The organism is Flavobacterium sp. CSZ, from assembly GCF_015350725.1.
GTDB lineage: Bacteria > Bacteroidota > Bacteroidia > Flavobacteriales > Flavobacteriaceae > Flavobacterium.
In genome coordinates this window covers 318,633-330,699 of the sequence record NZ_JADKPQ010000001.1, presented here as the reverse complement: position 1 = coordinate 330,699, position 12,067 = coordinate 318,633, and the positions used below count along the sequence as shown (strand labels likewise).

General features: G+C 35.6%; 14 protein-coding genes. 12 read left to right on the top strand and 2 right to left on the bottom strand.

The genetic code is table 11. The annotated features are described in order from the left end of the window. Positions 1–10 precede the first annotated feature (10 nt). From IRZ78_RS01415 to IRZ78_RS01385, 7 genes are all read left to right on the top strand, one after another. The gene (locus IRZ78_RS01415; RefSeq protein WP_194614820.1) at positions 11–1,423 is read left to right on the top strand and encodes an efflux transporter outer membrane subunit; all 1,413 of its coding nucleotides are present in this window, start codon (positions 11–13) and stop codon (positions 1,421–1,423) included. Between the two features lie 118 nt (positions 1,424–1,541). Next, positions 1,542–2,114 carry a Crp/Fnr family transcriptional regulator gene (locus IRZ78_RS01410; protein ID WP_194614819.1) on the top strand — a complete coding sequence of 191 codons (573 nt, stop codon included), beginning with the start codon at positions 1,542–1,544 and terminating at the stop codon, positions 2,112–2,114. A 99-nt stretch (positions 2,115–2,213) separates the two neighbouring features. Beyond that, positions 2,214–3,317 carry an L-dopachrome tautomerase-related protein gene (locus IRZ78_RS01405; RefSeq protein WP_194614818.1) on the top strand — a complete coding sequence of 368 codons (1,104 nt, stop codon included), beginning with the start codon at positions 2,214–2,216 and terminating at the stop codon, positions 3,315–3,317. A gap of 137 nt (positions 3,318–3,454) precedes the next feature. Further along, positions 3,455–4,687 (top strand): MFS transporter, encoded by a 1,233-nt coding sequence (locus IRZ78_RS01400; RefSeq protein ID WP_194614817.1) that lies wholly within the window; start codon positions 3,455–3,457, stop codon positions 4,685–4,687. A gap of 2 nt (positions 4,688–4,689) precedes the next feature. Continuing rightward, positions 4,690–5,469 carry a hypothetical protein gene (locus IRZ78_RS01395; RefSeq protein WP_194614816.1) on the top strand — a complete coding sequence of 260 codons (780 nt, stop codon included), beginning with the start codon at positions 4,690–4,692 and terminating at the stop codon, positions 5,467–5,469. 2 nt (positions 5,470–5,471) lie between these two features. Next, positions 5,472–6,473, top strand: coding sequence for a TIGR03571 family LLM class oxidoreductase (locus IRZ78_RS01390; RefSeq protein WP_194614815.1), 1,002 nt, complete (start codon positions 5,472–5,474; stop codon positions 6,471–6,473). Positions 6,474–6,538: 65 nt separating this feature from the next. Further along, the gene (locus IRZ78_RS01385; RefSeq protein ID WP_194614814.1) at positions 6,539–6,820 is read left to right on the top strand and encodes a hypothetical protein; all 282 of its coding nucleotides are present in this window, start codon (positions 6,539–6,541) and stop codon (positions 6,818–6,820) included. Positions 6,821–6,854: 34 nt separating this feature from the next. Here the strand turns inward: IRZ78_RS01385 and IRZ78_RS01380 are convergent, their stop codons facing one another. Next, positions 6,855–7,319: a hypothetical protein gene (locus IRZ78_RS01380; protein ID WP_194614813.1), complete on the bottom strand. Its 465-nt coding sequence runs from the start codon at positions 7,317–7,319 to the stop codon at positions 6,855–6,857. A 212-nt stretch (positions 7,320–7,531) separates the two neighbouring features. On the opposite strand from IRZ78_RS01380, the gene IRZ78_RS01375 reads away from it, so the two are divergent. From IRZ78_RS01375 to IRZ78_RS01355, 5 genes are all read left to right on the top strand, one after another. Beyond that, positions 7,532–8,488 carry an alpha/beta fold hydrolase gene (locus IRZ78_RS01375; protein WP_194614812.1) on the top strand — a complete coding sequence of 319 codons (957 nt, stop codon included), beginning with the start codon at positions 7,532–7,534 and terminating at the stop codon, positions 8,486–8,488. Between the two features lie 202 nt (positions 8,489–8,690). Further along, the gene (locus IRZ78_RS01370) at positions 8,691–9,887 is read left to right on the top strand and encodes a PQQ-binding-like beta-propeller repeat protein (protein WP_194614811.1); all 1,197 of its coding nucleotides are present in this window, start codon (positions 8,691–8,693) and stop codon (positions 9,885–9,887) included. A 241-nt stretch (positions 9,888–10,128) separates the two neighbouring features. Next, positions 10,129–10,320, top strand: coding sequence for a cold shock domain-containing protein (locus tag IRZ78_RS01365; RefSeq protein ID WP_194614810.1), 192 nt, complete (start codon positions 10,129–10,131; stop codon positions 10,318–10,320). A 123-nt stretch (positions 10,321–10,443) separates the two neighbouring features. After that, positions 10,444–10,794 (top strand): nuclear transport factor 2 family protein, encoded by a 351-nt coding sequence (locus IRZ78_RS01360; RefSeq protein WP_194614809.1) that lies wholly within the window; start codon positions 10,444–10,446, stop codon positions 10,792–10,794. A gap of 168 nt (positions 10,795–10,962) precedes the next feature. Beyond that, entirely contained in the window at positions 10,963–11,694 is a 732-nt protein-coding gene (locus IRZ78_RS01355) for a hypothetical protein (RefSeq protein ID WP_194614808.1), read from the top strand. A 27-nt stretch (positions 11,695–11,721) separates the two neighbouring features. Here IRZ78_RS01355 and IRZ78_RS01350 read toward each other — a convergent pair whose 3' ends face one another. After that, positions 11,722–11,946, bottom strand: a complete 225-nt coding sequence (locus IRZ78_RS01350) for a hypothetical protein (protein ID WP_194614807.1) — start codon at positions 11,944–11,946, stop codon at positions 11,722–11,724. Between the last annotated feature and the right edge of the window lie 121 nt (positions 11,947–12,067).

Genomic DNA, 12,067 nt, shown 5'->3' with positions numbered 1-12,067 from the left:
AACCATTAAAATGAAAAGAATACTAAATTATATACTGATTTTGGTTGTGTTTTCGGCCTGTCAGTTAGGGAAGGATTATGTACGTCCATCAATAGTAATGCCTGCAAAATATAGAGGAAATGATCTATTGCAACAAAGTAACGATAGTATATTGTTACCCTGGAAAAGTTTTTTTACAGATCCTGTTTTGCAAAATATTATAGACGATGTTTTACAGCGTAATCATGATATGGCAATGGCGCTTAAATCCATTCAGATTAATGAGGAATATCTAAAAGAATCAAAAGTAGCCTGGCTGCCATCGGTTTCCGCAGGAATTGGAACTTCGAGAAATTATTTTTCAGATAATAGTCTTAATGGTGGCAATGGTTTTAATTTAAGTAATACCATTGGAACAAAAAAAGTAGAAGATTATACGCTCAATGCTGGTGTAAGCTGGGAAATTGATTTCTGGGGAAAAGTAAAAAAACAGAAAAAAGCAGTGTTAAACGAATGGCTGCAAAGTATTGAAGCCAGAAAAGCTTTGCAGACCAGATTGATTGCATCGGCAGCTTCGTCGTATTATACTTTATTGATGCTTGACGAACAATTGGCAATAGCCCGTAAAAATTTAGCGTTAAGCGATAATACGGTTAAACTAATCCGGATTCAGTTTGAAAATGGTGAAGCGACTGCGCTGGCCTTGCAGCAAGCCGAAGTTCAGTACAAATCGACAGAAGCAATTATTCCTGATTTAGAGCAGGAACGTTTCATTCAGGAAAATGCTTTGAATGTTTTAATGGGAAACCAGCCTGATCAAATTGTATTATCAGAAAGCAAAACCAATTTTAGAACTCCGGAGCAGTTAACTTCCGGAGTTCCCGCTTCGTTGATGTCGAATCGTCCGGATGTGCGTCAGAAAGAGTTTGAGTTGCGAGCCGCTTCGGCGCGAATAGGTGTCGCTCAGGCAGGTTTATACCCAGCTTTGAATATAACGGCGGTTGGTGGTCTTAATTCTTTTCAATCCTCAAATTGGCTAAACATTCCGGGTTCGTTATTTGGCACTTTAGCAGGCGGACTTACGGAACCTATATTCAATAAGCGAAAGTTAAGAACTGCTTTTAATGTGAGTAAAATAACATACGAACAAAAGGCGGAAGAATTTAGAAAAACAGTTTTACAAGCCACAAAAGAAGTTTCGGATGCGATGTTTAAAACCGAAAAACTAAAAGAGAAAATTACCATTGAAGCATCTAAAAATGAATTGCTGCAAACCGCTGTAACGAATGCAGATCTTTTGTTTACGAATGGTCAGGCCAATTACTTAGAAGTAATTCTGGTAGAGCAAAACCTGATAGAGAATGAATTAAAATTATCTGATTTAAAAAGACAACAGGCTTTAGCGTACATCGAGTTTTACAGAGCACTGGGAGGAGGACAATAAAAATTTTTCAAAACTCACACTAATGAGGTGTGAGTTTTGTTTGGCTATTTTTTAATAAAAGATTTTTGTTACATTCGCAGGTAAGTAAGTCACGTAGTGCTAAAAAGAAGTTGCTTTTATGGAAAATCATTATTTATTATTAAGGAAACATATCGAAGAAATAAGTCCGTTGACTGATGAGGAATGGAATATTGTCGCCGATTGTTTTACCTATAAGAAATTAAGAAAGCATCAGTTTTTAGTACAAAAAGATGAGCTTGTTCCTTCGGAATACTGGATCATAAGCGGATTCCTGAAAACGTACGCGATTGACAGCGAAGGAAAAGAACATATCCTGCAGTTTGCAATGGAACAATACTGGACAAGTGATTTTCATGCTTTTCAGAATCAGGTTCCCGCCACTATGTTTATTGATTGTATTGAAGATTCAGAGTTTTTTTGTCTTCGCTTAGAACACAGAGAACGTTTGTGCAATGAAATTCCAAAAATGACGAATTTCTTCAGAATCAAATCGCATTATGGTTATATCGCTTTGCAACAACGAATAATGTCTTTACTGACTCAAACCGCTGAAGAACGTTATAACAATCTTATTAAAAAATTCCCTTTATTGATTCAGCGAGTTCCTAAAAAGCTGCTGGCTTCGTATTTGGGGGTGACCCGTGAAACCCTCAGCCGCTTTAAAGGATAAAAAGATGTGATCTACATCACTTCAAAAGTGTGATGTTCATCCTCGCACACCTCTTGGTATCGTTAGAACTTTGTACTGTTAATTTTAAACAATACAATTATGAAAACGATCAAATATTTTATGCTGGCAGTAACCGCTTTTTTAGGCACTGCAAACTATGCACAAAATAAATTAGAAGTAGTATCAACTTTTCCGGATGCAAGACCAGGAAATGTTGCCGTATCTCCCGAAGGACGAGTTTTTATCACCATGTCGGCTTTAGGAGAATCAAAATTTATGGTAAAAGAAATTCTGCCTGACGGATCTGCCGTGCCTTTTCCGGACGAAGAATGGATTGTGAAACCAACGGGTAAATCAATGAAAGGTATTAATGCCACGATTGGAATTCATGTTTCAAACGACAATACTTTATGGGTATTGGATATGGGAGATGACAAGCCGGAATCTAAAAAAGCACCAAAACTGGTTGGATTTAATATCAAAACAAAGAAAATGGTAAAGCTTTTTGCTTTTCCGGAGGATGTTTTGCAATTCAATTCTTTTCTGCAGGATTTTATTATTGACGAAAAAAATCAAATCGCTGTTATTGCTGATATGACTTATGCAGGATTGTTACCGCCTATAAAACCGGCTTTTATTGTAGTGGATTTAAAAACAGGATATAGCCGCAGAGTGTTAGAGTCAGATGCTAGTTTTATGCCAATAAACGAACCGGTTGTCATCAACAATCGCCCTGTAAGTCATTTGTTCCCTAATGGAGGTGTTTTACAGCCAAGTTATCCATTAAACCCAATATCTATTGATCCGCAGAGAGAATGGATTTATTTCGGGGCGATGGGAGGAACAAAAATCTACCGTATTAAGTCAGAATCATTGGCTAATGACAAACTGAGTAATATTGAGCTTTCGAAACAAATTGAGTTTTATGCCAATAAACCAAAGTCTGATGGGTTTAAAGTGGGCAATAACGGAAAAATATATGTAACCGATGTAGAGCAAAATGCAGTAGGTGTTGCTACTCCGCAGGGATATACAATTTTAGCACAGGATGACCGCTTGTTATCATGGCCGGATGGTGTTTCAATTTCTAAAGACGGCTATTTATATGTAGTTGCCAATCAGCTTCATAATTTAGCCTGGCTAAACAATAACATTGACACGAGTAAACCGCCTTATTATGTGGTTCGTATTAAAGTTGATTAAATTGGTTGTTGGATAGGAGGATGTCCTACGGGACATTCTCTTATTTTCTTCATCTTAAAATTTAGAATATTTCTTCATCATAAAAAGGCATTCTATGAAAGACTGCCATTCATTTATCACTTTTTTTTTAAAACAATATGAAAACAAACCAAACTGCTGTTACTGGTAAAACTGCCAGTACGCGAAAAGGATTGCCTGCAGCGCTATGGGCATTAACTATCAGCGCATTCGGAATTGGTACTACCGAATTTGTGATTGTGGGTTTACTGCCAACCGTTGCCACAGATTTAAATATTAGTATTCCTTCAGCCGGATTACTGGTAAGCTTATATGCCATTGGTGTAGCAATTGGTGCACCTGTATTGACCGCCCTAACAGGAAGTATTCCGCGTAAGAAACTGTTAATCTGGCTTATGATTGTGTTTATTTTAGGAAATGGCCTTGCCTCAATAGCTCCTGGTTTTACGACTTTGGTTCTGGCAAGAATTATTACAGGATTAGCACACGGAGTTTTCTTCTCGATAGGTTCTACTATTGCAGCATCTTTGGTTCCGGCTAATAAAAGAGCATCGGCAATTTCGATCATGTTTACGGGCTTAACCGTTGCCATTGTTACAGGCGTGCCTTTTGGAACCTTTATTGGGCAGGAATTTGGATGGCGTGCTACTTTTATAGGAGTTGCAGTTTTAGGATTAATTGGTTTGATTTCAGGCTGGATTCTGCTTCCAAATGAAATCAAAAACGATCAGAAAATCGCCATTAAAGATCAATTTAAAGTAGTGACAAACGGTCGGTTACTTCTTGCTTTTTTAATGACTACTTTAGGTTACGGAGGGACTTTTGTGGCGTTTACCTATTTGTCTCCCATTCTTCAAAAAATCATGGGATTGTCTGAATCAATGGTGAATATCGTGCTTGTGTTGTACGGAATTGCGATTGCTTTTGGAAATCTTATTGGAGGAAAAGCAGCCAATAAAAATCCTTTAAAAGCCCTATTGTGGATGTTTGTTTTACAGGCGATTGCTTTATTGGTTTTCAGTTTTACTTCAAGTGATTCTGTTTTTGGAATTATTACTTTGTTTATCATGGGGGCGTTATCATTTTCTAATGTTCCGGGATTACAATTGTATGTTGTTCAGTTATCAGAGCGCTATTTACCGGGAACAGAAGATGTGGCTTCAGCTTTTAATATTGCTGCTTTCAATGTCGGAATCGCGATAGGTGCCTATGCAGGAGGATTAGTAGTAGAATCTAGTTTAGGACTTGGTGCAACACCATGGGTAGGCGCTTTGTTTGTCATGCTTGCCATAGTAGTAACCTTAATGAGCTCCAGAATATCCAGTAATCTATATCCTAAAAAAGTCAAATAATTATGTTACGCTATTACAGTATTATTTTATTACTGATAATCAGTTGTAATGTAAAAATTCAGGCTCAGGATAAATCCAGTGAGTATAATCCGGTTGAGATTCATTTACAATTAAAAAGCAGTTATTTCTGGCGTGGTATGACCATTTCAGATGTGCCTTTTGTATTGGCCAGTGCGAATTTTACCAGCAAGGACGGGAATTTTAAATTTGGTGCCAGAGGCAGTAATTCCTTCAACGGAACGTACAAACAGTTTGATTATTTTGCATCTTACAAATACAAAAACCTGCGTTTTGTTGTTTACGATATTTACAACTATTCGACCTATCTGGCACCAAAAACCGATTTGTTTGATTATAATGCCGCTACAACCCGACATTTTCTAGATGCGACCGTGGGATATAAAGTTTCAGAAAAATTCCCACTGGATATTTCCTGGAGTACCATTGTTTTTGGGCGTGATCGTGATGTATTGCCGGGTGATGTTCGCGAAGAAGGTAAAGATCCGGTCAGAAACGGAAAGAATCGTTATTCGACCTATGTTCAGCTTTCGTATCCGTATCAGGTTAAAGATGTTAAACTTGAATTTTTTATAGGAGGAGTATTTGCTCTTAATGGCGAAAAAGACACCTTTTTTAGTGATAAACCCGGAATTGCTTCAGTAGGTTTTAATGCCTCTAAAGTCTTTAAATTTGGTAATTATACACTGCCCATTATGGCTTCTCCAACCTGGAATACACTTAAAAACACTGGAGGAGTAGTATTAACCGCTAATTTATTTTAAAAATGAAAACAATTTGTAAAATTCATATACCCGGCCGTATGACTCTCGGAATAGAATTTCCGTTAGACAACGACTGGTCTCTTGAAGGAGAGAAAAAAAGAAAAAAACAGGGCCGTCCTTTTGGTATTCCGGATATCAGCAGGCATGCAGAACTTGTCAAGTTAGTCGATCAACTTGGGTTTGCTGCTTTATGGATGAGGGAAGTTCCTGTGTATGACCCAAACTTTGGCGATGGAGGGCAGGTTTTTGATACCTTATCGTATTTGGGTTACGTGGCCGCCATTACCAAATCTGTAGCTATTGGTACCGCTGCTGTTGTACTGCCATTGCATGATCCGCTGCAGTTGGCCAAAGCAATTGCTACGATCGAAAATTTATCAGACAGCCGTTATCTTTTTGGCGTTGGTTTAGGAGATCGTCCTGTAGAATTTCCTCTGTTTGGATTTGATTTTGAAAGCAGGGCAGAGCGGTTTGTATTGAACCATGAAATAATCAAAGAAGCCTGGAAAGAGAAGAGTTCTCTATATCACTTTTTCGGAAAGGCTTCTAACGGAATCGAAATTTATCCAAAACCTAAAAAAGAAATTCCGTGGATTTTAGCAGGAAGAGCAAAACAAAGTATGGGGTGGATTGCGCAAAATATGCAGGGTTGGTTCAATTATCCAAGGGATGTAAAAGACACGGAAATTTTAGTGAGAGAATGGAAAAATGCACTTTATGACAACAATCAGGCTTCGAAACCTTACATATCGGCATTTCATTTGAATCTTTTAAAAGATCCTGATGCACCATTTACTCCACATCGTTTTGGAGGTGCTGTAGGGATTAAGGGGGTAACTTCGATTATGAGACTTTACGAATTGGCCGGCGTAAACCATATGGCGCTCCATTTAAGAAAATCAGAGCTTCCTGTTGATGAAACTTTAAAATTGATTGCTCAGGAAGTCCTGCCGCATTTTAGCGCAGCAGATTTTAAAAATCAATCCATTCATCAGGATGAGTAATAAAATGAGTAGTTACAATCTGTTTTGAATAAAGGGATCGGAATTATTAAATAAAAAATACATCAATGAAAAAAATAAAATTAATAATTACAGCAATATCCCTGACATCAGTCATTTTTTCTTGTTCTAACTCGGAAAATGATAAAAATGAGATTGTGTGCTATAAGTGTACACAAAATATAGAAACAAAATATAATGGACTGATAGCAGGTTCCTCTTCACTGGAAGCTGATTTTTGCAATAATACACCAGTCGAAATTGAAAAGCTTCAACAAGATAGTACCTATGTTAAAACAAATGGTGAAATTACGGAAACGTCGACATTTAAGTGTAAATTAAAGAAATAGATCAGAAGAAACACATTCTGTGAACCATCACAAATTATTCTTTTTTACTCTCCATTTCAACCCTGAATTTACCCCAATAAGGATTGTCAGCCATTTGCGAATGTCCGATTACGATGATATAATTACCTTTTTGTTGGAGAGCAATATTCAAATCCATTCCAAACGGGCCGTCTGAGGCGTTGTCAGGAGAGATAATCTGGTTGAAACGGATATTGCCTTTGCCGGTAGTAGGAATAATATTGGCTTTCAAATTGCCTGAATCTTCATTTTTAAATTTAACATAAACTCTGGAATGAATAGAATCTATGACACCTTCGGCAATAAAAAGGCCTTTTTCATTTTTAAAATCCATGTAAATAGTATCGCCTACTTGTTTGTTCTCTTTTACTTGTTTCTTTGTGATAATTGGATCTGAAGTGGGAACAGGAGCACTCTTATTTTCTTTTTGTTGGCATGAAAAAAAGAAGACTGACAGTAAAAGCATTGAAAAATTTTTCATAATAATATTTTTAGTAAAACATCTCAAATTTAATGCTTATTTGAGATGTTTTGTTACATAATAGCAACTGTATTTTGTAACATCCGGATCAATTAAATTGTATTATTAGGAACTATAAATCAGTTTTTTTTAATAAAATAAAAGAGACGGTTTTAAACGAGTTGTCGATTGATTTCTTAGCTTTGTACAACGCACCAAAAACAAATCTTATCATGCCAGTAATTGAACAATCAGAATATAATTTTCCTTCTATTATTCATCGCAACAGGCACGTTTCTACTATTTATGCTGCTTTGTTTAAAAAGTTTGATGCTCCAGGATACACGAGAGAGAAAATTGAGTTAAATGACGGGGATTTTATCAATATTGATTTTATTATCAATGATCCTAAAAAAGCAGTTATTTTATGCCATGGTCTTGAAGGTGATTCCCGCAGAACGTACAATAACAGTTGTGCGGTTTATTTTCAGGAAAAGGATTTTTCAGTTTTTGCATGGAACAATCGAACTTGCGGGGGAGAAATGAATCGTTTACCCAGACTTTATCATCATGGTGCAGTAGATGATCTTGATGAAGTGGTGCAGTTTGTTTTACAAAAAGGATTCGAAGAGGTTTATTTGATTGGATATTCTATGGGAGGGGTGCAGCTCCTGAATTATTTTGGCTGGACAAAAATCGATGAGCGTGTAAAGGCAGGAGTTTGTATTTCAGTGCCTACTCATATCGCAACAAGTGCAGCTGTACTCAAACAAGGTTTTAACAGGGTTTATTTAAAGAATTTTACAATTGATATTAAAAGAAAACTAAAATACAAAGCAGCGCAGTTTCCTGATTTTATTAACCGTGATCAAATTGATAATATTACTTCTTTTGATGAAGTCGATCATTATTTTACGGCACCGCTGCATGGTTTTGCCAGCCGCGACGATTATTATCAGCGTGTTTCTCCTGAATTTTCGCTTAAAGATATTACTACTCCGGTCTTAATTATTAATTCGCTTGATGATCCTTTTTTAGGCGAAAGATGTTACCCCAGAGCTATAGCGCGGGAAAGTGCCTATGTTTATCTTGAAACTCCAAAGTACGGAGGGCACTGTGCTTTTCCGTTGCGTGATTCGATGTATTCATACGCAGAGAAAAGAGCTTATGGTTTTTTTAAATCCTACTAATAGCCTGCGGCGAGCCTATAAAACTCCATAATAATTTTTTACTATATTTGACATCGATATTGATTTTTATATTGAATTTAATGTGCTAAATTTTAATGTTTTAATCGATATGTAGTTCGTCTTTTTTATTGTAAAGCACTTACTTTCAAACAGTAATTTCATATAATAAAAAAGAAACAGAATGATCAAACCCCATTTTAAAATGAAAAAAAACCTAGGAATTCTTTTATTTGTATTGAATGTTGTAAATATGTTTGGGCAAACGCCAGCTGTATCAGGTAAAACTAATTATTCTAATAAAGCTTTAACCATTAATGATATGGTTACTAATAAAGTGATAAACCCGCTTAAAAAAGTTGCGCTAGACGGACAATCGATCCTGATTTATGATTACGACGGTTCGCTTATGTCATTTAATTTAGAATCTGAAGCATTCAACTGGACGGTTAAAGCAACAGATAATCATACAGAAATGTGCGCCAATCAGGTAACGCTAAAAGATGGTGTTGTATATGTTCCGTTTATTAACGGTGAGATTTTCGCGATTAATAGTAAAACAGGTGAAATTTTCTGGAAATCAAGATTGGGTAATATCACAGATCAAATCATACTAAAAAATCAAATTCCGGTTATTAATGATGGAAAACTTTTTATCACTACTCAGGATCCCAATAACAACATTTATGCTCTTGATTTAAAAGACGGAAGTTTAATATGGAACTACAAACTGGACGCTACAAATAATGACATTCCGGTTCTCTTTTTTGATAACAAAGTTTTTACCCAAAGTGGCAACAATTTTTATAGTTTTGAAGCCAATACAGGAAAACTTCTTTCCCAAAAAAGCTTTGAGGAACCCATACACGGAAAGGCTGTAACCGATGGTGAAAATGTATTTGTAGCCAATGAAAAAGACATGCTTTTTGCTTTAAGTCCTAATACTCTGGATATTTTATGGCAGTTTAAATTAGAAGAAGGTCAAAATAATATCAAAGAGCGCATATTTAGTAAAGACAAAAAGGTACATTTTGCAGGACAAGGCCCGGAAGTTTCTTCCCTATACGCTTTAGATTCAAAAACCGGAACTCAACTTTGGAAAACGGACTTTAAAAATGATAACATCGAATACATCATTGAGGAAAGTGATAATGCCTGGGGATATACCCGTAAAGGAAAACTTTTTCAAATCGATATGGCAAATGGTGAAATAGCATTCGAAATAAAGCTATCAACCTTACCAATTTCTAATCTTGAATTTGCTGAGGATAATTTCTTGTATTATTATTCAGATGCTGCTTTAATTCAATTTGAATTTAGTACAAAAGACGAAAACGAAGTGTATCTGCGAACTTCTATTAAGGATGATGCTTATAGCGCTTATTTAAAAATACTTCGCTAACAAAAAAGAAGCTGTCTTAATACTAAGGCAGCTTTTTTTTGGACATTTTAGGATAAGTTATTTCTTAAAACTAATATTCGCGACTTAATTTAAGGCATAGCAAAAGGTTTCGTCAGTATGTTTAAGTCAGTGATTTTGACACTAAAATAAAAAAAATGCATTTTTTTTTAATCTAATTTACTCTTTTTCAGCATCGTGATGAAAAATGTAGTACATTTATGAACAATAAATAATTAATAAGATGCAAGAAGGTACAGTAAAATTCTTCAATGAAGAAAAAGGATTTGGATTTATTACTCCAAAAAACGGTGGAAGTGAAATTTTTGTTCACGTTTCAGGTTTATCAGAAAATATTCGTGAGAACGACGAAGTGCGTTACGAAATAGCAGAAGGCAAAAAAGGGCCTAATGCTGTAAATGTCTCTGTCGTTTAATATATGATGAAAAATGATCTAAAGTACCTGCTGTGAAGCAGGTATTTTTTTTGATAAAAAGCGCGTCGAGACTGAGACGATAATGTTTGAACTAGTTTGTAAAAAGTTTAATTATAAAAGGTTATGAATAATAAAGCAATACTGGAAAAAGCAAATGCAGCTGTCAGCAATGGTGATAATGAAGGTTTTTTATCCTTTTGCACTGAAGATACCAAATGGACTTTTGTAGGGGATAAAACTCTGGAGGGAAAACAGGCGGTTAGGGAATACATGGCAATAGAATATCTGGAACCGCCAAAATTCAAGGTTGAACATCTCATCGCCGAAGATGATTTTGTTACCGCAATTGGTACAATCAGCCTTCAGGACAAGAGTGGTAAATTGGTCGATTATTCTTATAGCGACACCTGGCGATTTCGCGATGGTAAAATGGCCGAGCTAAAAGCTTTTGTAATTGAACTCAGTTCCAAATAAATTTTTTCTGGCGATGTTGTCTTAATCGCTTAGGGATTGAAAACGCCCTTTATAGTTTCACTACAATTTTTCCCTGTTTCATTACAAATATTGAATTTTGGATCTTCTATTCTTTAATTTTTAGAATTTAGTACAATATATTAGCTTCTAAAATCAAAAAATACGAATATGCAGCCAAATTCAAATTCAGATTCATTATGGGGAAGCAAAAGAAAAATTTCATTTTTAGAGAAGCTTTTTTGGGGAACCAAAAGAGAAAAGAAAGCGCTTACTACTCCTGAAATAATCGAAAAAAACTGTGAAGGTATTTTAATAGGAGAACAAAAATTAAAATCCTTTCTTTTTTCTACAGATATGGCCATTATTGAAAACAATGATGCTGATGCAATTCTTGCTGTTTATCCTTTTGCACCTTCGTCAAGAATTATAAAATCACTGATCGATTTTTGTAATAAACCGGTAATATGCGGTGTAGGAGGAGGAACAACACGAGGAAAGAAATCTCTTGAAATGGCACAATATGCCGAAGAAATGGGTGCTGCGGGAATCATCGTCAATATACCATTTGAGAATAATGATCTACAAAAGATAAGAAAGAAAATTTCGATACCAATAATTGCCAGTATTGCTTCTGCAGATTATAAATTTTTAAAAAGCAAAATAGATTCCGGAGTCGATATTTTTCATGTTACGGGAGGAAAATACACCAATAAAATTCTGAAAGACATCGCTGTAAATTTTCCGGGTTTTCCAATAATGGCAACCGGCGGTACAAGTATCGGCAATATCGAAGAATCGATATCCTCAGGTTCTAAAGCAATTGTTCTTTCGCCTCCTTCGAATAAGGATTTATTCAAAACAATGATGGATAAATACCGAAAGAGTTTACTGGATTTCTAACAGATACAAATAATCCTATTTAGAATTCTAGTTTTCTGTTTTTGACTTTGCCTGTGATGAGGCAGTATTTTTCATATTGTTTGTTTCATATGAATTTGAGCATGGGATAGCATTATCAGAAAGGTCATCCCAGTGTCCCCAGTCGCCTTTATATTGTTTTCTGTAAACCATGTCGGTTTTATTGCCATAAATAAGGCTTTCATAAGGACATTTTTTGAGATTCTCGTTGTTGTTTGGGGTGGAGTTTTTCATGACGCTTATTTTTGAATGTTTAAGAGATTCAAAATTAGATATATACTGATGGTTTATTTTATATTTAAGCGTCTATTTGTTGTCAAATTATCATGTTGGATAAATTTTTATAAATGAGATT